Annotated in this window: 20 protein-coding genes and 2 pseudogenes; 7 read left to right on the plus strand and 15 right to left on the minus strand. The window is 68.9% G+C overall.

Annotated elements, in window-relative coordinates; all coding sequences use genetic code 11:
* Positions 1–237 precede the first annotated feature (237 nt).
* Positions 238–1,257, minus strand: a complete 1,020-nt coding sequence (locus tag ABGB08_RS31935; RefSeq protein ID WP_347597714.1) for an aldo/keto reductase — start codon at positions 1,255–1,257, stop codon at positions 238–240.
* A 141-nt stretch (positions 1,258–1,398) separates the two neighbouring features.
* Here ABGB08_RS31935 and ABGB08_RS31940 point away from each other — a divergent pair, with 141 nt between their 5' ends.
* Positions 1,399–2,280, plus strand: a complete 882-nt coding sequence (locus ABGB08_RS31940; RefSeq protein WP_347597717.1) for a helix-turn-helix transcriptional regulator — start codon at positions 1,399–1,401, stop codon at positions 2,278–2,280.
* Between the two features lie 283 nt (positions 2,281–2,563).
* On the opposite strand, the gene ABGB08_RS31945 is transcribed toward ABGB08_RS31940, so the two are convergent.
* Positions 2,564–3,106 (minus strand): VOC family protein, encoded by a 543-nt coding sequence (locus ABGB08_RS31945; protein ID WP_347597720.1) that lies wholly within the window; start codon positions 3,104–3,106, stop codon positions 2,564–2,566.
* 61 nt (positions 3,107–3,167) lie between these two features.
* Here ABGB08_RS31945 and ABGB08_RS31950 point away from each other — a divergent pair, with 61 nt between their 5' ends.
* Together ABGB08_RS31950 and ABGB08_RS31955 are read left to right on the plus strand one after the other, a co-directional pair.
* Positions 3,168–3,773, plus strand: coding sequence for a TetR/AcrR family transcriptional regulator (locus tag ABGB08_RS31950; RefSeq protein ID WP_347597723.1), 606 nt, complete (start codon positions 3,168–3,170; stop codon positions 3,771–3,773).
* Between the two features lie 399 nt (positions 3,774–4,172).
* Positions 4,173–4,346, plus strand: coding sequence for a hypothetical protein (locus ABGB08_RS31955; RefSeq protein WP_347597726.1), 174 nt, complete (start codon positions 4,173–4,175; stop codon positions 4,344–4,346).
* Between the two features lie 72 nt (positions 4,347–4,418).
* Here the strand turns inward: ABGB08_RS31955 and ABGB08_RS31960 are convergent, their stop codons facing one another.
* The 5 genes and pseudogenes from ABGB08_RS31960 to ABGB08_RS31980 all read right to left on the minus strand — a co-directional run bounded on the left by ABGB08_RS31960 (position 4,419) and on the right by ABGB08_RS31980 (position 9,445).
* Complete coding sequence (locus tag ABGB08_RS31960) at positions 4,419–6,815, minus strand: xanthine dehydrogenase family protein molybdopterin-binding subunit (RefSeq protein ID WP_347597729.1); 2,397 nt, start codon at positions 6,813–6,815, stop codon at positions 4,419–4,421.
* A 3-nt stretch (positions 6,816–6,818) separates the two neighbouring features.
* Positions 6,819–7,787: pseudogene (locus ABGB08_RS31965) on the minus strand (xanthine dehydrogenase family protein subunit M); the annotation flags it as partial.
* A gap of 12 nt (positions 7,788–7,799) precedes the next feature.
* Positions 7,800–8,315, minus strand: a complete 516-nt coding sequence (locus ABGB08_RS31970; protein ID WP_347597834.1) for a 2Fe-2S iron-sulfur cluster-binding protein — start codon at positions 8,313–8,315, stop codon at positions 7,800–7,802.
* 267 nt (positions 8,316–8,582) lie between these two features.
* Positions 8,583–9,059 (minus strand): annotated as a pseudogene (locus ABGB08_RS31975) (aldo/keto reductase); the annotation flags it as partial.
* Positions 9,026–9,445, minus strand: a complete 420-nt coding sequence (locus ABGB08_RS31980; RefSeq protein WP_347597732.1) for an aldo/keto reductase — start codon at positions 9,443–9,445, stop codon at positions 9,026–9,028. The gene ABGB08_RS31980 and the pseudogene ABGB08_RS31975, both read right to left, overlap by 34 nt.
* 111 nt (positions 9,446–9,556) lie before the next feature.
* Here ABGB08_RS31980 and ABGB08_RS31985 point away from each other — a divergent pair, with 111 nt between their 5' ends.
* Positions 9,557–10,147 (plus strand): helix-turn-helix domain-containing protein, encoded by a 591-nt coding sequence (locus tag ABGB08_RS31985; protein WP_347597734.1) that lies wholly within the window; start codon positions 9,557–9,559, stop codon positions 10,145–10,147.
* Positions 10,148–10,319: 172 nt separating this feature from the next.
* On the opposite strand, the gene ABGB08_RS31990 is transcribed toward ABGB08_RS31985, so the two are convergent.
* The 5 genes from ABGB08_RS31990 to ABGB08_RS32010 all read right to left on the minus strand — a co-directional run bounded on the left by ABGB08_RS31990 (position 10,320) and on the right by ABGB08_RS32010 (position 16,508).
* Entirely contained in the window at positions 10,320–10,745 is a 426-nt protein-coding gene (locus ABGB08_RS31990) for a transposase (RefSeq protein WP_347597736.1), read from the minus strand.
* A gap of 469 nt (positions 10,746–11,214) precedes the next feature.
* Complete coding sequence (locus ABGB08_RS31995; RefSeq protein WP_347597739.1) at positions 11,215–12,627, minus strand: aldehyde dehydrogenase family protein; 1,413 nt, start codon at positions 12,625–12,627, stop codon at positions 11,215–11,217.
* Between the two features lie 9 nt (positions 12,628–12,636).
* Positions 12,637–13,545 carry a BadF/BadG/BcrA/BcrD ATPase family protein gene (locus ABGB08_RS32000; RefSeq protein WP_347597742.1) on the minus strand — a complete coding sequence of 303 codons (909 nt, stop codon included), beginning with the start codon at positions 13,543–13,545 and terminating at the stop codon, positions 12,637–12,639.
* Positions 13,542–14,564 carry a hypothetical protein gene (locus tag ABGB08_RS32005; RefSeq protein WP_347597745.1) on the minus strand — a complete coding sequence of 341 codons (1,023 nt, stop codon included), beginning with the start codon at positions 14,562–14,564 and terminating at the stop codon, positions 13,542–13,544. The genes ABGB08_RS32000 and ABGB08_RS32005 overlap by 4 nt, the downstream gene beginning before the upstream one ends.
* A 21-nt stretch (positions 14,565–14,585) precedes the next feature.
* Complete coding sequence (locus ABGB08_RS32010) at positions 14,586–16,508, minus strand: primary-amine oxidase (RefSeq protein WP_347597748.1); 1,923 nt, start codon at positions 16,506–16,508, stop codon at positions 14,586–14,588.
* Between the two features lie 226 nt (positions 16,509–16,734).
* Here ABGB08_RS32010 and ABGB08_RS32015 point away from each other — a divergent pair, with 226 nt between their 5' ends.
* Positions 16,735–17,523: a GntR family transcriptional regulator gene (locus ABGB08_RS32015; RefSeq protein WP_347597751.1), complete on the plus strand. Its 789-nt coding sequence runs from the start codon at positions 16,735–16,737 to the stop codon at positions 17,521–17,523.
* Positions 17,524–17,528: 5 nt separating this feature from the next.
* Here the strand turns inward: ABGB08_RS32015 and ABGB08_RS32020 are convergent, their stop codons facing one another.
* From ABGB08_RS32020 to ABGB08_RS32030, 3 genes are all read right to left on the minus strand, one after another.
* Positions 17,529–18,368: a carbohydrate ABC transporter permease gene (locus ABGB08_RS32020; RefSeq protein WP_347597754.1), complete on the minus strand. Its 840-nt coding sequence runs from the start codon at positions 18,366–18,368 to the stop codon at positions 17,529–17,531.
* 17 nt (positions 18,369–18,385) lie between these two features.
* On the minus strand, positions 18,386–19,264 hold the full coding sequence (locus ABGB08_RS32025; RefSeq protein ID WP_347597757.1) for a sugar ABC transporter permease: 879 nt from the start codon (positions 19,262–19,264) through the stop codon (positions 18,386–18,388).
* 79 nt (positions 19,265–19,343) lie between these two features.
* The gene (locus ABGB08_RS32030) at positions 19,344–20,627 is read right to left on the minus strand and encodes an extracellular solute-binding protein (protein ID WP_347597760.1); all 1,284 of its coding nucleotides are present in this window, start codon (positions 20,625–20,627) and stop codon (positions 19,344–19,346) included.
* Between the two features lie 203 nt (positions 20,628–20,830).
* Here ABGB08_RS32030 and ABGB08_RS32035 point away from each other — a divergent pair, with 203 nt between their 5' ends.
* Both ABGB08_RS32035 and ABGB08_RS32040 read left to right on the plus strand, forming a co-directional pair.
* Positions 20,831–21,859, plus strand: a complete 1,029-nt coding sequence (locus tag ABGB08_RS32035; RefSeq protein ID WP_347597763.1) for a Gfo/Idh/MocA family oxidoreductase — start codon at positions 20,831–20,833, stop codon at positions 21,857–21,859.
* Between the two features lie 451 nt (positions 21,860–22,310).
* Entirely contained in the window at positions 22,311–23,837 is a 1,527-nt protein-coding gene (locus ABGB08_RS32040) for an IS66 family transposase (protein WP_347597766.1), read from the plus strand.
* Positions 23,838–23,839: the final 2 nt, after the last annotated feature.

A 23,839-nucleotide genomic window follows, 5' to 3' on the forward strand; every position in this document is an offset into this window, starting at 1 on the left:
GTGACCCCGGCGAAGTGGCGCACAACATTGTGTACTACTGCTGCCTGTACCTGGTTCTGCCCTTCTACTTGTACGCCGACAATCGTGGCGGGGACAGTTCCGACTGCACCGCGATGACATTCGGGAGGCACGCACGCGCGGTGGCCGCGGCCGGTACGGAACCGGACGTCGAACTCGTCCATCGCCCGTACCAGCTGCTTTGCCGACCCCCGCCGAACTCGTCGTCGCTGTGCCCTCTCACCAGCGGCGGCGCAGGCGCTTGTCGGTGATGGGAGGGGGGAGGTCAATATAGAAGTCCCCTGGGTTGACGTCGACGCCAGGCGGCACGATGTCGTCGATCCGGTCGAGGAGGTCGTCACTGAGTTCCACATCGGCGCTGGCGAGGAGATCGTCGAGGTGCTCGGGGCGGCGGGGGCCGATCAGCACCGCGGTGACCGCGGGGTGGGCGCGGACGAAGGCGGTTGCCATGTGAGCGAGCGGCAGGCCGGCCTCGGCAGTCAGGGCGTTGAGTTTCCGCACGGCGTCGGCCTTGGCGCGTACGCCGGGCTGCGAGAGGTCGAACATCTTCGCGCCCAGCCCGGCGTTGCGGTGCCCCGCGGTGGGGTCGGCGAGGCCGGACAGCCAGCCGGAGTTGAGGGGGCCGAACGTCAACACGCCCATGCCGTACCGCTGGGCGGTGGGCAGCACGCGGTTCTCCACCCCGCGGGTGAGGAGCGAGTACGGCGGCTGCTCGGTGCGGAAGCGGTGGTGTACGCGGCGCTCGGCCGTCCACTGCGCCTCCACGATCTCCTCAGGCGAGAAGAAAGAGCCACCGATGGCGCGGATCATCCCGGCGCGGATCAGGTCGGACAGGGCGCCGAGGGTCTCGTCGACGTCGGTGCGCGGGTCCGGCCGGTGCATCTGGTACAGATCGATGTGGTCGGTGTCCAGGCGGCGGAGGCTGTCCTCGACCGCCCGGCGGATCCAGCGTGCCGAGCCTCCGCGGCGGTTGGGGTCCTCGCCCATCGGCAGCCCGAACTTGGTCGCCAGCACGACGTCGTCCCGGCGGCCCTTAAGGGCCTTGCCCACGATCACCTCCGACTCGCCGCCGGAGTACACGTCAGCGGTGTCGATGAGGTTGACACCGGCGTCCAGCGCCGTATGGATCATGCGAATCGACTCATCGTGGTCGGTGTTGCCCATCGCGCCGAACATCATCGCGCCGAGCCCGTATTCGCTCACCGACAGGCCGGTCCCGCCGAGAATTCTGTGCTTCATCCGTCGCTTCCTTGTGTTTGATGACTGTGAAAGGACCCAAGCACCGCTCGTGGCCAGGACGGGAGGCCCAGCGGGACCGGGGGTCCGGCAGGCCCCCTCTGGCAGGCCCGTGCCGCGGAGGTGCTGGTCTACCGTGGTGCCATGGGCAAGGAACCGAACACGGAGCTACGGGATTTCCTGCGCACCCGCCGCGCGAAGATCACCCCGGAGGAGGCGGGCCTGACGCCGCACCCCGGGGCCCGGCGCGTTCCTGGCCTGCGGCGCGAGGAGGTCGCCCAGCTCGCCGGCGTCAGCGTCGACTACTACGTCCGGCTGGAGCGCGGCCGCCACGCGAACGTCTCCGAATCGGTCCTGGACGCGATCGCGCGTGCCCTGCGGCTCAACGAGCTGGAGCGGGCGCACCTGTTCCGGCTTGCCCGGCCGACCCGCAGCCGGCCGCGCACGCTGCCGCCCCAACGCGTCCGCCCGGGCCTGCGACTGCTGCTGGACAGCCTGACCGAGGTCCCGGCCATCGTGCTGGGCCGGCGCATGGACGTACTGGCCAGCAACCGCCTGGGCCGGGCCCTCTACACGGACTTCGAGGCCCTGCCCGCCCGCGACCGCAACATCGCCCGCCTGATCTTCCTCGACGACTACTTCCGGTCGCTCTACGCCGACTGGGAGGACGCCGCCCGCGGCATCGTCTCCTCCCTGCGCCTGAACGCCGGACGCCACCCGCACGATCCCGCCCTGGCCGAACTGGTCGGCGAACTTTCCATCCGCGACGCCGACTTCCGCAGCTGGTGGGCCGACCACGACGTCTTCCAGCGCACGCACGGCACCAAGCGCTACCACCACCCCGTCGTCGGCGAACTCGTCCTGGGTTACGAGGCGTTCACCGCGGCCGACGACCCGGAGCAGACCCTGGGCGTCTCCACGGTCGAACCCGGCTCGCCCTCCGCAGAACGCCTGAAACTGCTGGCCAGCTGGGCCGGACCCACGGAGCAGGAGTCGCTACCCGGAACTGGCACCCTGCGGGCCTGAGCCCTCCGCTCGTCAAGGGCTCCGATACCGGCACGAGCTGCCCTACCCCCACGCTCGGAACGACTGCATCTTGTGCCGTGAGATGGACGCCGACTTCGAGATCGTGGAGGAGGCGCTGGAACCACCGTCGTGGGCGCCGGGCCGCCCACCTCGCCGGTTCGGGGGTCAGAGAGGTTTGGAACGGAAGACGTGCTGCTGCCCGGGATCAGCACGCTGACCCGGCTGGTCGCTCGCGAGCGGGAACGCGCCACGCGGGAACTGCACGACACCCTCGCCGTGCTGCTCAGCGCGCAGCAGCGGGCGGTGCTGGACCTGCTGCTGGAGGTGCCGCCGGGGAAGAAGGTCTCGGATCTGGAGCGCTGGCGGACCGGCCCGTCGAAGGCATCGGGGCCGCAGATCGCGCGGGCGGCTGGATCAGCTCGATGAGGTTGTCCTCCGGGTCCTTGACGTAGGCGAATCGAGCGCCCGGCTGCACGGCGTCGGCCGGCGGCCACACCTCGCGGCCGCCGGCCGCCACAATGGCCGCGAACGCGGTGTCCAGGTCGCGGACCGAGACCGCCCAGTGGCCGAACCCGAGCGTGCTCGCGGCGTCCAACGGGTCGGTGTGGGCGCGGCTACGAGTCGCGCCAGCCCGTTCGATCAGCTCCAGCCGCACGCCGGAACGCGATTGCAGCACCACGGTGCGCACGGCAGGCTCGTCGAGCCGGTACTCCTCGACGATCTCGTGCAGGCCGAGCGCGTGCTGGTACCAGGTGCTCTGCGCGTCGAGATCCGCCACGGACAGGCTGGTGTGATGCACGTCCAGCCCCAGATCGACATCGGACATGATGACCTCCATCTCGAAGGTTAATGACACTAACCAGGTAAGTGGCACTAACCTTAGCTCCATGTCAGCGGACGTCAAGCGGCCGAGCGGCCACCACCACGGCGATCTGCGCCACGCGCTGGAGAAGGCCGCCCTGGAACTCCTGAACACCAAGGGGATCGGCGGATTCACCATGGCCGAGGCCAGTCGCCGCGCCGGGGTCAGCGTGGCCGCGCCCTACAAGCACTACCCTGACCGCGACGCGCTGCTGGCCGCGCTGGCCGTGCGCGCATACAGCCAGCAGCGCGAGCGCTACCGCATCGCCATGGCCGAGCACACCGATCCCGGCGCCCAGCTGGCGGCGTTCGCCGCCGCCTACGTCGAGTTCGCCGCCGACCAACCAGCTCTGTTCGAACTCATGTTCGCCGCCGGATTGGACAAGGCCCGCTTCCCCGAACTCGCCGCGGCCGGCCGGGCGCTGTTCACCGAACTGTCTGCGCCCGCCCGAGCCCTGTGCGGCGATGAACACCGGGCGCGTCGACTGATTCTGGCCATCGCGGCCAGCGCCCACGGCCACGCGGTGTTCCTCGCCCAAGGCGTGCTGGACGACCTGCCGAACCCGCTCGATGCAGCCAGACGAGAGGCCGCCATCACCGCCTCGGCGCTGATCGCGCGGCATACCGACTGATCAAACGCTCAGGACACAGCCGACCCGATCGTCACGCTCCACAACGCCGCCTCGAGGACGGCCCGTTCGACTTCGAATCCGATCCGATCCTCTTCACAGGTCGGGCGGGCTGTGCGGGACAGGTCGTTGCGGAGCGGTCCCCGGGCTCGGCCCGGATGTTTCATAAGCGAGCAACTTGATGATCATCGGGATCGGTTCCGGTTCGGGCGAAACACCGTGTTCCGGTGGCTGGTCCGCTATAACACCCACCGCAGGCATTCGGCCAACGGCTATCTCAGCCCGATCGCCTGCGAACACCGATATCCGCGGCAATCCGACACGATCACGCTAGCCGCGTGACAACCCCCGATGCGTGTCCACTTCCGCGGGGGAAGGCCCAAGTGTCCATCCCCTGAAAGCGTGGAGACTCGGTTATGCGGCCTTTCCGTGCCCCTGGTCGGCCTCGGCGGCGCCGACACCGCCGTCCCTCTCGGTCTCGTCACGATCGGGTCCGCCGGCCTCGCGATAACCGCCTACGCCATCACCATCAAGCCCCGGCGTCGCGATCCGCAACCCAGCGGGATTCACTCATGAGCCCCACGCCGAACGCCGGGCTCTGAGCGGCGGTGCACTGCCGACGCGGCACGCTCCCGACCGGGGCTGCCGTCACATGAGTTTGTCGAGGGTGATGGGTAGTTCGCGGATGCGTTTGCCGGTGGCGTTGTAGATGGCGTTCGCGATGGCGGCGGCGGTGCCGGTCACGCTGAGCTCGCCGATGCCGCGGGCGCCCATGGGTGCGTGTGGATCGGGGATGCCGGTCCAGATGACGTCGATCTCCGGCACGTCCAGGTGTACGGGTATGTGGTACTCGGCGAGGCTGGGGTTCATGATGCGGCCGGTGCGCTCGTCGTAGTGGGTGTGCTCGGTCAGCGCCAATCCCATGGCCATGATCATGCCGCCGCGGAACTGGCTGGCCGCGGTCTTGGGGTTGATGACCCGCCCGCAGTCCATCGAGCCGAGCATGCGGCTGACCCGGGTCTCGCCGGTGACGGCGTTGACGCGGACCTCGCAGAACATCGCCCCGTAGGAGTGCATTGACCGCTCGTTCATTTCCGTTGGTTCGTCAGGGCTCGCCTCGACGGTGACCTTGTCGCGCTTGGCGCGGGTGAGGATGGCGGTGTAGGTCTCGTGCCGGGTGGGGTCGTCGAGTTTGGCGAGGCCGGCGTTGCGGGGACCGACCTGTTGTGCGGTGAGCCCCGCGAGCGGTGAGTCGGCACGGATCAGCGTGAGTAGTTCGGCGACCAGCATCTTCTTGGCCTCGACCACAGTCCCCGCGACGGTGGTGGTTTGACTGGACCCGCGGCCCGCGACCAGGCCGGGCATAGCGGAATCGGCGAGCCGGAACTCGACCTGGTCCGGGTGGAGTGCCAGGTTCTCGGCGATGATCTGGGTCTGTGCGGTCTCGGTGCCCATGCCCGCGTCATGTGTGGCGATGTCGACCGTGACGGTGCCGTCGCTGGTCAGCGTGAGCCGCGCCGCCCCACCGTTCTCCCGGTTGTAGATGTGCGAAGCGGTCCCGCAGCCCATGCCGACCAGCCATTCGCCCTTGCGGACCGCGCCGGGGATCGGGTTGCGTTTCGCCCAGCCGAACCGTTCCGCGCCGTCGCGCCAGGCCTTGACGACGTTGCGGGAGGAGAACTCGGCGCCGTTGAGTGGATCGGTCTTGGGCTCGTTGCGGATCCGCAGCTCGATCGGGTCCATGCCAAGGGCGACCGCCACCTCGTCCACTGCGCTCTCGAGGGCGAAGCTGCCGACTGCTTCTCCCGGGGCGCGCATGGCGGCGTTGGCGACCTGGTCCAGAAACGCCCACTGGAGATCGGTCTTCAAGCTGCCCGTTGCATAGGCGCTGAGGCTCACGAACGGGAACGCCTCGGGATGCGGGCTGTCCCTGGTGTGCGTGGCGGTCCCGGTGTGGATGATCGCGTCGAAGCGACCGTCCCGGCGGGCGCCGATGGCCATCCGCTGTTCGGTGAACGCGCGGCCACCGACCATCTGGTACACCCCCTCGCGGGAGAGCGTGAGCCGCACCGGGCGGCCGGCGAGCCTGGCCGCCGCCGCGGCCAGCACCTGATGGCTCCCCATGAATTTCCCGCCGAAGGCGCCACCAACGTAGGGCGAGGTGACGTGGACCTGTCGTTCCTCGATACCGAGGATGTGGGCGAGCGACCAGGCATTGTGCACAACCGACTGCGACGCGTCGTGCACCACCAGTTCGTCGCCATGCCATGCCACGGTGACCGCGTGCGGCTCGATGGCGTTGTGGTTCTGATACTGCGTGCGGTAGGTGGCATCCACCGACACCGCCGCAGCCGCCAACTCGGCCTCCGCATCACCGATCTCATGGTGGAAATACACGGCGCTTTCGGTGCCGTTCGCCTTCGCCTGCGCGAAAGACGTGGTCGCGGGCTCCGCTTCGTAGGTGACCCGGATCAGCGAGGCGGCGTGGTCGGCCTGCTCCTGGGTCTCGGCAAGCACGACCGCGATCGGCTGGCCGTTCCAGCGGACCCGGTCGTCCTGCATGATCGGAAGGTTGTCGTTGCCTGCCGCCTTCTCGTTCGGCCCGAACGGCACCATCGGCTGCATCCGGGGAGCGTTGCGGTGAGTCATCACGAGCACGAACCCGGGCGCCGCCTCCGCAGCGCCGGTGTCGAGCGTGGCGATCCGTCCCTTGGCGATCGTGCTGAAGACGAGCGCGGCATAGACCATGTCGTCGAGCGCGAACTCGGCCGCGAACCGCGCCATGCCCCGCACCTTGAGCGGACCGTCGATACGCGACAGCGCGGCACCGACCCACCCGCTGCCGCGCTGGACCGACACCTCGGGCGCGGCTTCGGACACCAAGCTCACCGGGCCCACTCCGGGCGGGCCGGTGAACGTCGACACCAACGCACCCGCACCGGCGGCACCGAAAATGCCGAGCACGCCCCGCCGGGTCAACGACGTATCTTGCTGTGCCGCGCCCTCGTGCTGGGTGGGCCGGCCGGAACCTTCCACGTTACTCATGCGTCACTTCCTCCCTGCCAGCTCGGCGAGTACGGCGGTGATCGTACGGTTCGCGAGCTCGATCTTGAACCCGTTGTCGTGCAGGGCAGTGGCCGCGTCGAGCTCGGCCTCCGCCGCCGCGCGGAAGGCCCGTGCTGTGGCGGGCCCACCCTTGAGCGCGTTCTCCGCCTCTCGGGCGCGCCAGGGCTTGTGCGCGACCCCGCCCAGTGCCAGCCGCACGTCCTTGACCCTGCCGTTCTTCACCTCCAGGACGGCGGCGACCGACACCAGCGCGAAGGCGTAACTGGCCCGGTCGCGTACCTTGCGATAGGCCGAGCGTGCTCCAGAGGCCGGCGGCGGCAGTTCGACCGCTGTGATCAGTTCGCCGGGTTCGAGCAGCGTCTCGACCTCAGGGTGATCGCCCGGCAGCCGGTGCAGCTCCGTCAGTGGCAGCGTGCGCGCGCCTGCGGCCCCTTCGAGGTGGACGACCGCGTCGAGTGCGGCGAGCGCCACGCACATGTCCGACGGATGGGTGGCCACGCACGCGGAGGACGCGCCGAGGATCGCGTGCGTGCGGTTGAACCCGCCGATCGCGTCGCAGCCTTGGCCGGGGGTGCGCTTGTTGCAGCGCGATCCGTCGATGTAGTAGAAGTAGGCGCACCGCGTCCGCTGCAGGATGTTGCCGCCGACGGTCGCCATGTTGCGGATCTGCGCCGACGCACCCGCCAGGATCGCGCGGGCCAGCACCGGGTAGCGGGTGCGGACATCGCGATCCTCGGCCAGCGCGGTGTTCCGGACTGCCGCGCCGATCAGCAGGCCGCCGTTCCGGCGCTTGGTGATGGTCGCGGGCAGGCCCGTCACATCGACCAGCGCGGCCGGTCGCTCGACCCCCTCGCGCAGCAGATCGACCAGGTTCGTGCCACCGCCGAGATACGTGGCGTCCCTCGCCCCGGCGAACCGGATGGCTTCGGCCGCGTCGCGGGCCCGGGCGTAGGTGAGGGGGGATCATTCCGCCGCCCCCGCATAGGTTTCGGCGATCGCGGCGATGATGCCGTTGTGCGCTCCGCATCGGCACAGGTTGCCGCTCATCCGTTCACGCAGTTCGTCACGGGTGAGTGCGATCCGCCTGGCCGACAGGTCGTCCGTCACGTGGCTCGGCAGCCCACGCCTCGCCTCCGCCGCCATGCCCACCGCCGAACAGATCTGACCGGGCGTGCAGTAACCGCACTGGAAGCCGTCGTGCTCGATGAACGCCTGCTGCAGCCGATGCGGCCCGTCCTGGCCCGCCAGCCCCTCGATCGTGACGATGTCGCGGCCCACGTACTGCACCGCGAGCGCGAGGCACGACACTATGCGCTCGCCGTCGACCAGCACCGTGCAGGCGCCGCACGCGCCCTGATTACAGCCCTTCTTCGTACCATGCAGATGCAGCGTCTCCCGCAGAAAATCCAACAGGGACACACGCGGGTCGGCCGGCGGCGCAACCGCGGCACCATTGATCCGAATTGCTACGTTTTTCATTTCTATCGTCGCTTCCTTGAAATCCTTTGTCCGGATAGGCGATGGGATACCGACGGTCAGGCGACGCGCCCGCCGTGCGGGAGCGGTGAGGGGATGCGGCCAGGCGGCGGCTCGCTCGCTGACGGGTCGACGGCGGAGGGCCCCGCGCTGGAGGGCCGGAGGAAGGTAGGCGGACTTGTCGGGCGTGCCGATATCGGTGCCGGGCGGGACGATCTCGTCGATCCGGTCGAGGATCTCGTCGGTGAGCGTGACGTCGACGCCGGCGAGCAGGTCGTCGAGGTGCTCCATCGTGCGCGGCCCGATGAGCGCGCTGGTCACACCAGGATGAGCGATCGCGAACGCCATCGCGAGGTGTGTCATCGGCAGGCCCGCCTCTTCGGCGAGCGGAATGAGCTGCTCGACGGCGTCGAGCCGGCGCTCATCACTGAAGCTCGTGAGGATGGCAGCGCGGCGGAGGTCGGTCTGCCGGCCCTTAGGGATGCGCCCGGTGAGCATCCCCTTCGCGAGCGGGCTCCACACCATCGTGCCCATCCCGTAGCGCTGGGCGACGGGCAGCACCTCGGCCTCGATGCCACGGCCGAGGATCGAGTACGTCGGTTGCTCGGTGTGGAACCGTTCCAGGCCGCGCCGCTCGGCCACGCACTGGGCTTCGACGATGTCGGAGGCGGGCATCGTAGACGACCCGATCGCACGGACCTTTCCGCTGCGGATCAGATCCGAGAGCGCGGACAGCGTCTCCTCGATGTCGGGTCGGGGTCCGGCCGATGGATCTGGTAGAGGTCGATGTGGTCGGTCTGCAGGCGACGCAGCGAGTTCTCGACCTCGGCCATGATCCAGCGCCGCGAGGCGCCCTGCTGATTGGGATCATCCCCCATCGGGAGATGCACCTTGGTCGCAATGACGACGTCGTCGCGACGCCCCTTGAGCGCCTTTCCCACGATCTCTTCGGACTCGCCGCGGGAATACGCGTCGGCGGTGTCGACGAAGTTGATCCCCGCATCCAGCGCTCTGTGGATGATGCGGACCGAGTCGTCGTGGTCGGGGTTGCCGATGGACGCGCCGAACATCATCGCGCCCAGCGCGTAGGGGCTGACCTTGATGCCGGTCCGGCCCAGTGTGCGGTACTGCATGGTTGTCCTCCTGCGTGCGCTGCTGGTCGCGCGTCCGCTAAACTAAAAGTGGAACATCGTTCAGTCCATAGAATATGGAACACTGTTCAGCAGCGCACGGGGTTACCCGCCATGATTGATCGCACCACCGAAGCACCGGCCGCCCGCCGCGTGCGGCCCGACGTTCAGCGCAACGTGGACGCCCTGCTGACCGCGGCCGCCGAGGTCTTCGCCTCCGACGGGGTGGACGCCCCCGTGCGACGGATCACAGCCAGGGCAGGCGTGGGGGCGGGCACCCTCTACCGTCACTTCCCGCAGCGCTCCGACCTCATCGCCGCCGTCTTCCGCCACGAGGTCGACGCGTGCGCTGAGGCCGCCCCCGCCCTGGCGGACCGGCACGAGCCGGTCGAGGCCCTCACCCGCTGGCTGCGGCACCTGGCACGGTTCGTCGCCGCCAAGCGCGGGTTCAAATCCGCCCTGCACTCCGGCGATCCCGCCTATCAAGGCCTGCTCCCGTACTACATGGAGCGCTTCGTCCCCGCCGTGAAGCAGTTGCTGGACGCCGCAGCCGCAGCCGGGGACATCCGATCCGACGTCATCCCCTACGACCTGCTGCGCGCCATCAGCGGCATCGTCGAACCGGACGACGACGCCTACACCCAGCGCATGGTCGCGCTCCTCGTCGACGGACTACGCTACGGCGCCGACCTTCAGCGGTCGTGATTACGTCCTCCTCGACACCAGCCATCAGGTGGCCGAGCGACGTCACAACTTGTGCGGCGTCAAATCTCACCGCGATGTCGCATACGACATCCGTACGACATCGCTCATGCGATTACGATGTCGACCGTGAGACCCTGAATCACCATGCGGGATCTACGGGCTACGGATGACCTTACCGTTTGAGATCCCTACCAGATGGTGTCAACACCTCTGGGCGCACCGTCTGCGCAGGTCGAAGGCGGCGGCGGGCCAGACGCTGCATGACGGTGCGGCGGGCGTCGAGCGCGTCGCTCTTACCGCTCCCACGCCGTCTGACGCGTTTGGGCCGATCGGACTCGATGACCTGATGGCCAGTGGCGCGCGGGATACGGGCCAGGCCGGCACCGTGGCTGCGGGTGCCCTCGATCACCCAGACGACCTTCGGCCCTGGGGTGTGCTCGGTGGCCCGGCGGACCAGATGCGCATACCCGTCGGCGTCGGCGGCGACGGTGATGGCGGCCAGCTCGCCGCCGAGCGGGTTGACCAGGCAGGCGCTGTGGCTATCGCGGTGGGTGTCGACCCCGATGACGGCATCGACCGATTCCGACAGCATCGCCATGTGCGCGACTCCCTTCGATGTTGGGGGCCTGGGCGAAGTCGTCGCACATGACATCACCCCGGAGATCATGCATCTCCCTTACGAACCTGACGATCTGTGGCACGGCTGCTTGGCCGATGCTGTCATGTCTCGGGAGATCACGCTCGACCAACTCCTGGAGTACCTCGTAGGGCTGGTACGGGCCGGACGGATTCCCCCGGCGGCCCCACCCGCGCAGACCGCTCCCGAGCCCGCCGGCAACGGCCACCCGATCATGACGAAGCGACGGTCATCTCGATCGAAGGCCGAATCCACCGCCGCACGGTGCTCGACGGGCTGATCAACGAGTATTACAGAGCCGCATAGCCGCGCAGGAGAGAACCCCAGCTCAAGCCCCGAATGACGGGTTTTGAAGCGGTACAGGGCGGGCCGGAGGTCACGGTCACCAGCATCCGGTCCGACGGTGGCACGATTGTGTGGCGGTCTGAGGTCAATAGGGGTAGTGGACCGGCTGGTCGGTCGTGGTCAGCCAGCGCCGGTAGGTGAACTCCTCCAGGTTGGAGTCACCTCCCGACCGGCCGCCCAGCCCGGACTGCCCGATGCCCCCGAACGGGGCGAGCGCCTCGTCCTGCGGGGTCGCGTCGTTGACGTGCACCATGCCGCCGCGCAGCCGCCGCGCGACGGCCAGCCCGCGGCGCAGGTCGGCGGTGACCACCGAATTGACCAGCCCGTATTCGGTGTCGTTGACCACCCGCACGGCCTCCTCGTCGCTCTCGACGATGAGCACCGGAGCGATCGGTGCGAAGATCTCCTCCCGCCACAGCCGCGTGTCCTCGGTGACGGACGTGACGACGGTCGGCCGGAAGAACGGCGCTTCGGCCGGGCCGCCGGTCACGATCGCCGCTCCCCCGGCCACGGCCTCGGCCAGCATCGCGTCCGCGCGGGACCACTGGCGGTCGTTGATCATCGGGCCCAGCCCGACCGGTTCGGTGTGCGGGTCGCCGACCTGGATCGCGGCGGCCCGGCGGCCGAGTTCGGCGATGTATGCCTTAGCGATGCCGGCATGCACGACGTGCCGTCCGGCGGTGATGCAGGTCTGGCCTTGGTAGTGGAAGCTCGACCAGGCCCCGATCATCGCGGCCTGCTCCAGGTCGGCGTCCTCCAGGACGACGAGCGCGTTGTTGCCGCCCAGCTCCAGGGAGACCTTCTTGAGCAGGCCGCCCGCCGTGGCGGCGATCGCGCGGCCGACGGTGGTCGAGCCGGTGAAGTGCACCATCGCGGTCGACGGGTGGGCGACCAGGCGCTCACCGACCTCGGCGCCGCCCTGCACCACCTGGAACACCCCGTCGGGCAGGCCCGCGTCCGCGAACAGGGAGGCCAGCTCGGCGCCGCCGCACAGCGGCGTCTCCGGGGACGGCTTCAGCACGACCGTGTTGCCGAGCGCGAGCGCGGGCGCGATGACGCGCATGGCCAGGATCAGCGGGAAGTTCCACGGGGTGATGGCCGCCACGACGCCCAGGGGCAGGCGCTCGGCGAGGCTGAACCGGCCGGCGTGGTTGGAGGGCAGCAGCTCGCCGATGGGGCGGGCGGCGAGCGCGGCGGCCTCGAACAGCTCACCGGTGGCGGCCCCGATCTCGTAGTCGGCCTTGCCGGGGATGCACCCGGTCTCCCGTACGATCAGCTCCCGCAGCGTCGCGGCCCGAGCGGTGAGCCGCTCGGCCGCGCGGCGCAGGACCGCCGCCCGTTCGGTGTAGGGCAGCGCGGCCCAGCCGGGCTGGACCGCTGCGGCGCGATCCACCGCGTGGTCGACGTCGGAGGTCGTCGATCCGGGCACCGTGCCCAGGTGCTCGCCAGTCGCCTTGTCCCTCGCCACCAACGTGGCGGTGTCGTAGTTCACGGACATGTCCGCTCCTCAGCTCAGGGTTGGGGAAACTCCATGGAGACGCCGGGCGAGCGCGACCGCGCCCGCCACCGGCGCTTCGCTCAGCAGGCGCACGGTCAGCCCGGGACGGTCGCGGGTGACGGCGTCGCAAAAGGCATCGAACAGGTCGGGCTGGCTCGTCATGACCCCGCCGGCCGCAACGACGTCGGACGTCCCCGCCCCTCGCGCGACCAAAACGCCGACCAGGTACGCGAGGCTCTCGGCACCGGCGGTGATGGTGGCGCGCGCGGCCGCCGACCCGCGCGCGGCCGCCGCGAACACGGTGGGTGCTCGCGGCGCCCAGTGCTCGGCCGTGGGGATGTCGTTGACGGTACGGGCGAGGCCCACGGCGTTCTCCACTCCGAACGCCTCGATCAGCAGGGGCAGCAGCACGTCGGAGGTGTCCCCGGCGTCGTTCCGGGTGAGCGCGGCCCGGACCGCCTCCCGGACCAGCGCCGGGGCGCTGCCTTCGTCGCCGATGACCCAGCCCCAGCCGCCGGTGAAGGCGAGCCCGCCGCCGGGGCGTACCGCCACGGCGATCGAGCCGGTGCCGGAGATCACCCCGATGCCCGACTCCAGCCCGGCGGCCGGGACGAGCAGCGCGGCGTCGTTGGTGACCACGGCCGGGACCCCGGCGGCGGCTGTCAGCGCGTGGCCGAGTTCGGCGCAGTGTTCCTCGTCGTCACACCCCTGCGCGCCCGCGGCGACCGCCGCGACGGTGGCACCCTCGGGGCGGTGGCGCTCGACGACGGCCGCGATCCACCGGGCCGCGTCGTCCGCGGGCGTGGCGGACCAGGTCTCGCTGGGCTCCACCACGTCGGCCAACAGACGGCCGTCGAGGGTCTCCACCCGCACGTGGGTCTTCGTCCCCCCGATGTCCAGGCCGACCAGGACGATCACAACGCCGCCTCGACCTTGGTGTCGGCGTTGTCGAACACGAACTCCTCGATGTCGATGCCGGCGCGCTCGGCCGTACGGGCGACCAGTGACTGGAGGACCACGGCCTCCAGCAGGGCACGCTGGCTGGGCGGCACGGCGGGCAGGCCCACCACTTGGAGGGCGGGTCCGGGCGTGACGTCCTCCGAGGTCACCAGGATCACCGGATGGTCGGCGGCGGCCAGGGTGCGGGCCAGCGTGATCTCCCGCTCGTCGCCGAAGAGCACGTGCATGGTGTTCCCGGCGGACTCCATCGCGCCGTGCAGATACTGCCGGGTGCTCATCGCGGCGGCCGGCAGCCGTACCGCCTCCCGGAAGAGCAGCGCCCCGGCCTCCGCCGAACCGGCCGACGGGCCGCCACCCACGAAGTCACCGGCGCGGGCATTGGCGAACGGGGCGGCCAGCGCGTCCGCGTGCGCGCCGAGGGTCTCCCCCAGGTCGTGCAGATGGTCCGGCAGCCGCGTCCACGACGGGTCCACCGTGCCGCCGCCCCACGCCTCCGCGATCATCCCCAGGGCGACGATGGTCGCGGTGTAGCCGATCGTCGAGGCGTAGCTGTCGGGGATGCCGCCCAGCGACAGCGCGCGCTCGGCCACGGTGGCGATCGGCGACGGTGCGGCGTTGGTCACCGCGTACCGCAGGTGCGGGTCCACCGACTCCAGCACGGCCAGCGTCTCGGAGCTGCGGCCGCTCTGCGAGACCGCGATCAGCGGGTGGCTGCTCGCCGGGAACGGCAGTGGATGGTCACCGGCGCTCAGCCGCCAGGCGTGGACTCCGCGTCGCCGCAGGATCCACGTCGGCGCGCAGGCTGCGGCATGGCTCGCCCCGATGGCGACGAAGATCGGCCCGCTGCCGCGGAACCATCCATCGGCTTGCCGGGCCGTGACCTCATGGCCCAGCCGCTCGATCGCCTCCCGCAGCGCGGCGAGTTGCCCCGCCCGGGCGGAGACGAAGGAGATGTGACCTTCTTTCGGCGTTGACATTCTTTCCCCAGAATCAGTTAGTCACGAGTTGCAGCAGTGCTGTGCGGTGGACGCGGGAATGTCCAGCGTCGGGTTGCGGCCGAAGAAGCCCGCGGGCTTGAGTTTGAAGCCGGTGGTGTCCACCGGCATGACCGGCCAGTCCTCCAGACGCGGGAAGTGCGTCAGCCCGAACGTGTGCCACACCACGATGTCGGTGCCGTCGATGTCGCGGTCGGCGGCGACCCAGGCCGGCATCCCCGCGCCGCCCGGATGCTGGTTCACGAAGTCCCCGGCGGGATACAGCTCCTCGTGGTCATACGCGGTGACCCACAGGTGGCCGCTGGCGAATCTGGCCCGGCCGTACAGGTCGGACTCGGTGTCGGCCAGGAGCACCGGCTGGCCCTCCGGATGCAGCACGTAGGCGACGTCGTGGCCGAGCCGGTTGCGCACCTCCGGGTTGCCGATGCGCCACACCCGCCCGCGTCCGCCATCGGCCAGGCGTGGCGTGTCGCTCTCCTTGCGCAACCGGGTCACCCGCTGGGTGATGCCGGTGCCGGTCGGGTTCTCCGGGCCGCGCGGCACGGCCACCGCGTCGATCTCCTCGGCGTAGTTGGCGGGCCCGTCGACGGCCATCTCCAGGCGGGCGGCGAACAGGTGCTGGTGGTGCGGCGCGCCGAGCCCGGGAGCGACCTCGGTCGCGTACGGGTAGTCGCCGCCGGGGTTGGGGTGGCCGGAGGTGAAGACCACGCCGGTGGCCTTGACCTCCAGCTCGATCGTGCCGTCGAGGTAGAGGTACCAGTAGAAGCCGTAGTCGTAGTTGCCGACCGTGACGAAGAAGGAGATCACCAGCCGGCGGTTGCGGCGCACGTCGCTCGATCCAGTGAAGTGGCTGGTGTGCTTCCACAGGACGCCGTAGTCCTCTTCGTGGATGCAGATCGCCTGCGGGATCACCCGTGGCTGGCCGGCGTTGTCAGCGACCACCGCGTCCAGGTAGGTGATCTCGCCGAGGCAGTCGCAGCCCAGTTCCAGGGAGTTGGCGAAGTTGCCGAGCAGGTACTCGCCGCCGTCGAAGAAGGTCTGGAACCAGCGTTGCGGGCTCGGATCGGCGTACGGGACGACCATCTCGGCGATCGACGCGCGGTCGACCACCGGACGCTGCCACCCGCCGTCGTTGACGGAGACGTCGCGCAGCACCACGCCCTCGCGCGAGTCGAAGCACACCTGGACCCGCCAGCCGAGCCACTCCAGCACATTGTCGGCGTCGATGGTGAAGCTCGGGCCCTCCGGCTGGGTGATCTCGATCGGCTTGAGGCCCTGGCGGACCGGACCGTTGAACGCGGGGAGGTGGAAGTTGCCGTCCTCCTGCGGCACGGCCAGTAGCGCCGTGTCGAGCACCTCGACGACCTTCTTCTCGATCACGTCGACGTAGGCGACCACGCCGTCGACCGGGTGGGCCCACGGCAGGTCGCTCGCGTCCTTCTGGAGGAAGGTGAGGGTGCGCTGAAGGCGACGGCCTCGTTCGTTCTCCGTCATCGCGGGGCCGGCCGACAGCGGCTGCACCCGCAGGACCGACAGGTCGGTCAGGCCGCGGCGGCGCATCGCCTCGAGCCAGCGTTCGTCCGCGTGCACGATCGCCTCGACCATCGCGAACTCGAGCATGATGACCGGGACCTGGCCGTCGCGGGCCAGGTCCAGCTCGGTGACCGACAACAGCCGGTCCTCCTCGGGGCAGACCAGTACGTCGTGGGACCTGCCGTCGCCCATGTCGACGAGCATCGCGCGCAACTGGCGCGGCGCCGGCCCGGCCTCCCGCGTCCGCCGCTTGTCCGGCTCCTTCAGGCCCACGTACGCGACGTGGGTCGTGGGGGTCAGCAGGTCGTGGCGGGCGAGGATCTCCCGCGCCGCCGAGATCTCGTCGGCGCGGAGCGTGCTGAGCGCCCGGCTGGCGGGCTGTACTTCGGTCACGATGACTCCTCTCAGGACCAGATTAATACCAAAATGCGTACCACACAATACCAATATTGCGATGGCGGTACGGGATGACGCAACCTGGACTGCCATTCGGCGTCAACAAGCTGCCTGTTTATGCCCGTAAGTGGGAAACTGTCGCGAAATCGCCCACACGGAAGACCGGACTCATCTGGTCTTCTGTGGTTTGCATATGCGACAGGGCTTCCGCGATAATGCGATCGTGAACGCCTCGACGCCCGCGTCGATCCACGCCGATCATCCTGAGCCGTTGTGGATCCAGGCGGTGAATCTCATCAAGGACCAGCTCGGCACCGGAGTGCTGAAGCCGGGCGGCCGCCTGCCCCCCGAGCGCGAGTTGTGCGAGCGCCTGGGCATCAGCCGGGTCACCTTGCGCAAGGCGCTGCGCACCCTCGTCGACGAGGGAATGCTCAGCGCCTCGCACGGCCGCGGGTGGTATGTCGCGTCGAGCGCGGGCGCGACTACCCGGGAGTGGCCCAACAGCCTGGAGTCCTTCACCGAGACCGCCCGCCAGATGGGCCTGACCCCGAGCTCGACGGTGCTGCGCCACGAGGTGGTCCCGGCCAACCTCGACGAGGCCGAGCAGCTCGCGATCGCCCCGGGCACCCCGCTGTTCGTGCTCGAACGGGTCCGGCTGCTCAACGACGTGCCGACCGCGCTGGACCTCACCCAGGTCCCGGCCGAGTTCGTGCCCGGTTTCGCGGACCTCGACTTCAGCACCGGCTCCCTCTACGAGCACATCGCCGCCGTCGGCCTCGACCCGGTCAAAGCCAACGCCACGATCGAGGCCCGGGAGGCCGACGACTACCTCGCCGGCCACCTGCAACTCGAGGTGGGCAAGCCAGTGCTGATGATGCGCCAGCTCGTCCTCAGCGGCGCCGACACGCCGCTGTTCTCCTCGATGGTCTGCTACCGAGGCGACCGTTACCGGCTGCGCACGTTCTTCCTGCGGATGGGCGGAGCGGTCCCGCCGCCCCGTGTCCAGCGCTGATCCGTTCACTTGCCGATGCCCGCGCTCAGACCCTGGACGAACTGCCGGGAGAAGACGACGAACAGCACGATGAGGGGCACCGCGCCGAGCGTCAGGGCGCCGAGCAGCGCCGGATAGTCGTTGAGGAACTGCCCCACGAACTGCTGCACGCCGAGCGTCACCGTCTGGTTCTCCCGGCTGGGCGCCAGGATGAGCGGGAACCACAGGTCGTTCCAGATCGGCAACATGGTGACCGAGGCCACGGCCGCCAGGCCGGGGCGCACCATCGGCAACACGATGCTCAGCGTGCGCAGCTCACCGGCGCCGTCGATGCGGGCGGCCTCCTTCACCCCCACCGGCACCGCCCGAAAGTAGGTCATCAGCAGCGCGATCGCGAGCGGCAGGCTCATCGCGGTGTAGACCAGGACCAGCGCGACCAGGGTGTCCATGAGCTGCCAGGAGATCATCGTCTTGATGATCGGCACGGTGCCGAGCCGGATCGGCAACATGATGCCCAGCACGAAGAAGCCGCCGACGAGCGGCGCGAAGCGCACCTTGTACTCGGTGAGGGCGAAGGCCGCCAGCGTCGCGAGCACCAGGGTCAGCACTGTGCTGGCCACGGTGACGATCAGGCTGTTGCCGTAGTTGGTGACGAACTGCCCGCGGCCGAACACACGCTCGTACCCGGCGAGGCTGAAGGTGTCGGAGCCCGGGAGCGCGAACGGCTGCTCGAAGATCGCCGGGGTGGTCTTGAACGAGTTCACCACGATCACGAGGATCGGCGCGATCGCCAGCAGCGCGAACACGATAAGCAGGCCGTGCACCACCAGCGTTCCGGCGCGGTCGGAAACCCGCGTCTTGGTCATAGCAGTCATGCCACCACTCACAGTTCATAGGACTTCAGCCGGCGGTGCAGCAACCCGAAATACGCGCCGGTGACGACGAGAATGATCAGGAAGATCACGCTGGCCACGGTCGCGCCGAGATCGAGGTCCGACAACTGGCCGCTGGACCCGAAGAAGGTCCGGTAGAACAGGGTGCCGAGGATGTCAGTGCTGTAGTTGGGCCCCGGCGCCGACCCGTTGAGGGCGAAGACCAGGTCGAAACCGTTGAAGGTCCAGATGTAGGTCAGGATCGCGATCAGCCCGAACTGCGGCGCGATCAGCGGGAACTTGATCCGCCAGAACGCCGACCAGGAACCCGCGCCCTCCACCCGGGCCGCCTCCAGGACGTCCACGGGAACGGCGAGCAGTGCGGCGTATAGGAAGATCATCGGGATGCCGACGTACTGCCACACCGACATCAGCGAGATCGTCGGCAGCGCCGTGCGCTCGTCGCCGAGCAGCGGGAACTCGACCAGGCCCCACAACGGGTTGATGATCAGCCGCCAGACGAACCCAACGATCACCACCGACAACGTGGTGGGGATGAACAACAACGTCCGGTACAGCCCCGTCGACCTGCGCAGTCGCCCTGAGGTCAGCAGCGCGGCCAGCAGCAGCCCGAGCGGTACCTCCACGACCAGGTGGATCAGGAAGAACTCGACATTGTTGGTGAGCGCGTTCCAGAACCGTTCGCTCGTCGTCGGGTTGGTGAACAGGTAGACGTAATTGTCCAGCCCGACGAACCTGGCGACGCCCGAGTCGGTGTCGTACAGGCTGTACCAGATGGAGTTCACCAGCGGGAGCGCCGCGAACACCACGTAGACCGCCAGCGCGGGCAGGGTGAACACGAGGAAGTAGCGGTAGTGGGCCCGGTTCAACGTATGCCTTTCGATCGCGGGGGGATGTGCCGGGCACGGGTGCCCGGCACATCCCCGTCCCGCGGTGTCGCTGTCGGTGTCACTGCTGCGGCGTGTACCAGCTGGCCAGGCCCTTCTGCAGTTCCTCAGTGGCCTTCTGCGGGCTGAGGTCCTCGTTGAGCATCAGTTGCAGGACCCGCCACACCTCGTCGTCGAACGGCGGCGTGCCGGCGCTCAGCCGGTCCAGGCCGAGGCGCGGGGTGAGCTTCGCGCCCTGCTTGAGGTTTGCGAAGTCCTGCGCGAGCGTGTTGGTGTACGTGACCGGCTGCCTGCCCATCGAGAAGAAGCCGGGCAGCTTGTTGACGTACGACTCCTGGAACTCAGGGCTCGCGGTCCAGGTGAGGAACGTCTCGGCCGCCTCCTTGTTCTTACTGGCGGCGTTGATGCCGATCGCCATGTCTGGCATCTCCTGGAGGTACCGCTCACCGCCGGTGACGTCGCTCGGCGGGCCGAAGACGCCGACGTTGAGGCCGTCCACGGCGACCTGGTTGATGTTCCAGGACCCGTCGGGCAGGATCGCGGCCTTGCCGAGGGTGAACAACTGCGTCATGTCGGGGTACTTGAGGCTCTGAAAGCCCTTCGGCAGGTACGGCTTCCACGCCTCGAACGCGCTGAAGGCGGCTACAAACTCCGGGTCGGTCACCTTCGTGGTGCCCTTGATGAGCCCCTGCCGGCCCTCCTCGCCCTTCCAGTACACCGGGCCGATGCTGTAGAGCCCGTTGTACGCGAGCTGCCACGACTCGGACGAGCCGACGGCCAGCGGGGTGTACTTGCCGTTGTCCTTGATCGCCTTGAGCACGCCCACGAACTCGGCCTGCGTGGTCGGGACCTGAAGGTTCAGCTCGGCGAAGATGTCCTTGTTGTAGTAGAAGCCCGCCAGCACCGCGGCGGTGGGCAGGCAGTAGCGGCTGCCGGCGTCGTCGGACCACGGGTCGAGGGCGAGGGCGTCGAACGTGTCGAGCATGGGCTTGCCGTCGAGCTTCTCGAAGTAGCCCTTCTTGATCCAGGAGCGGTTCACGTCGTACGGCCGGCAGGTGATCAGGTCGGGGCCGGTGCCACCGTCGACCTGGGACTGGATCGCCGCGTTGTACTCGTTGGTGTTGGTCGGGCTGAACTTGACGTCAATATTCGGATGCGAATTCTCGAACGCAGGCAGGATCTCGTCCTCCCACATCGCGAGGTCCTCGGTGCGCCAGCTTCCCAGGGTCAGCACGACCTTGGTGGCGCCTCCGCTCGCGGTGCCCGGGGAGTCGCTTGTGGTGGCGGTCGGAGTCGCGGACGGCGCGCACGCCGAGGTCAGGACGGCAGCCGCTGCCGCGACCAACGCAACGGATGCACGTATTGCATGCATGGGGTTGCCTCTCGTCATCGTTGTCATCGCGTGGCTCCCCCGATGGCCATCGCCTGATGGGGCAGCGTACACACGTGGCGATGGTGGTAACAAGAGGTATTGCTTTGGTTTACTGTGATGCTACCTTTCAAGCCACGGCGTGCCCGCGTCTCCACGTACCGCCCCAGGAGGATCAGATGATCGGTGTCGGCCTGCTCGGAGCGGGTTTTATCAGCGAGTGCTATGCCGAGGCACTCGACGATGTCCGGGACGCGCGACTGGTCGCGCACTACTCCCGCTCGCCCGAACGGGCAGCCGCGTTCGCCGCGAAACCGGGACGCAACACGAGACCACACGAGACCATGGCGGCGCTCTGCAAGGACCCGGAAGTGGACCTCGTCGTCATCGCCCTCCCCAATGAAGTCCATCTGGAGGCCGTGAAGCTGGCCGCCGCCGCCGGCAAGGGCGTCATCTGCACCAAGCCCCTGGCCCGTACCGGACCGGAGGCCGCCGAGATCGTGCGCGTGGCCACCGAGGCCGGCATCTGGCACGGCTACGCCGAGAGCTCGGTGTTCTCGCCCAACATCGCCAAGGCCCACGAGATCGTCCAGGCCGGTGGCATCGGCGACGTGCTCTGGATGCGGGCCCGCGAGGGACACTCCGGCCCGCACGCCCCGCACTTCTGGGACGCCGAGACGGCCGGCGGCGGCGCGCTGCTCGACATGGGCTGCCACACCGTCGAGTCGGCCCGCCACTTCTTCGGCAAGGACAACCCGATCGTCGAGGTGTTCGCCTGGGGCGCGACCCTCGCCCACGCCGACAAGACCACCGGTGAGGACACCGCGATCGCCCTGCTCAAGTTCGCCGGTGGCCAGGTCGCCTCGATCGAGTCGTCCTGGGTCGAGAAGGGCGGCATGCAACTGCGCCACGAGTTCGTCGGCAGTGGCGGCCGACTGGTCACCGACACCGCCTCGACCCCGGTGTGGGGCTTCATCACCCAGCCGGTCGGCTACCTCGTGGAGAAGGCCGACGCCGACACCGGGTGGGTCTACCCGGTGCCCGAGGAGACCAGGGCCTACGGCTTCTCCCAGCAGATGCGGCACTTCGTGGACTGCTTCACGGCCGGTGAGACGCCGCTGGAGACCTTCCACGACGGCCTGGTCGTCAACCAGATCATCGACGCCTGCTACCGGTCGATGAAGTCCAGGACGTGGGAGCCGGTATGACCTTCATCATCTTGGTTCTTGGCGGACGCCAGCGGTGTCCCCGGAGTCGGTGGGCCGTTAGCGAGCGGCGAGCCGGGTGCCAAGTAGCCCGGGAGTAGCTCAGTGCGAGGATTCGCTCCGCGTCAGGAGGTTCTTGCGTTGATGTCGGTGTAGCGGATGTGCGAAGAGCATTCCCGGCCGTTTCTGTAATGTTTCGGGCGTCGCTGCCCGCCCTCGCGGTGATGATGTCCGCTGCGAGGGCGGGCAGCGGGACTTGCCCGCCGTTGACAGCCTGGGCCAGCAGCCGCTCAGGCGAGGGTCAACCTCACGCAATCAGTGCCAGAGCCAGTCTTCAGGCGGAAACGTAAATATTCAGGCTTGGCACGCAGTGTGATGACGGTGCCCTCCCGTCCTGTTTGATGTGACGGTCTGTGAAGTTGATCAGTGCGGGCGGATCTGGTGGGATCATCGAGTGTCCGCCCTGGAGGAGATGTCCCGCGATGAGCTGATCGTGCTCGCGCGCGCTCAGCAGGGGCAGATCACGCGGCTGGCCGAGCAGGTGTCGCGGGTCGCGGAACTGGAAGAACAGAGCGCCGAGCTGGCGGCCGTGAACACCGAGCTGGCCGAGCGCCTGGCGCGGTTGGAGCGGCTGATCTCGCGTAACAGCGGGAACTCGGGGATGCCGCCCTCCAGCGATGATCAGCCGGGTAAGCCGCAGCCGAAGGACAAACGGGCAGGCCAGCGGACGGGCGGTAAGCGCAAGCCCGGGAAGCAGCCCGGTGCCGAGGGCCGGCAGCTGGCCTGGCGCGCCGATCCCGGCGAGGTCGTGCCGCACTTCCCGTACGGGACGTGCGTATGTGGCGATGACCTGGCAGAGGGCCGGGACCTGGGCGTTCAGGCCTGGCACCAGGTGCACGACATCCCGCCGGTGAGCGCGGGTGTGGTTCAGCACGACCTGCACGCGGTCCAGTGCCGGTGCGGCAAAGTGCACCTGGCCGAGCGCCCGGAGGGCGTGGCGTCCGCGCGGGTGAGCTTCGGTGTGCATCTTCAGGCGTTGTGCGTGTATCTGATGGTGATGCACGCGATCCCGGTGCATCGCTGCTGTGCGCTGGTGGAGGCATTGACCGGGGCGGCGCCGTCGCCGGGGTTCGTGCACGGCATGATCGCCCGCGCCGCCGCCGCGGTCGCGGCGGCGAACGCCCGGATCCGGATGCTGCTCACGCTGGCCTACGTGGTGAACTGTGATGAGACGCCGCTGCGGGTCGGCGCGGCGAAGGTCACGAAGGTCAAGAAGTACCTGCTGGTCGCCTGCACGAAACTGCTGACCTGGTACATGCTCGGCGACCGGAGCCTGGAGACGTTCAAGGCGTCGGTGCTGGCGGAGCTTTCCGGGGTGATGGTGCACGATCGGTATCAGAACTACGACTCGGCCGAACTCGGTGAGCACCGCCATCAGCTGTGTGCGAGTCATCTACTCCGAGATCTTGAAGACTGCGTCGAGGAGTACCCCGGCGCGGTCTGGCCCGTTCAGATCCAGCGGACTCTGCGCGGGCTGATCCACGCCGCCGGCACCGCCCGCGAGCAGGGCGAGGACGCCATCGAGGCGGGCGTCAAAGATGAGCTGATCCGGCTGTTCGAGCACGGGGTCCGCGTCGGCCTGTCCGAGGTTCCCCGCATCCCCGGACCGGCCAAGACCGTCACCCAGCCCGTCGGCCGGGTGCTGCTGGAAGTGCTGCGCGACCGTGAGGACGACGTCCTGCGGTTCGCCCATGACCTGCGGGTTCCTCCGACGAACAATCAGGCCGAACGCGATGTCCGACCAGCCAAAACCCAGCAGAAGATCTCTGGGCGGCTTCGATCGGAGACGGCGACCGGCGACCGGTATGCCATCCGCGGCTACCTGTCCACCGCCGCCAAACACGGCGCCGACGTCATCTCCGCGATCCGCGACGCCCTGCTCGGCAGACCCTGGATGCCGCCCGACCCAGCCACCGCCTAACC

The organism is Acrocarpospora sp. B8E8 (assembly GCF_039871605.1).
In the GTDB taxonomy this organism is placed as follows: domain Bacteria; phylum Actinomycetota; class Actinomycetes; order Streptosporangiales; family Streptosporangiaceae; genus Acrocarpospora; species Acrocarpospora macrocephala.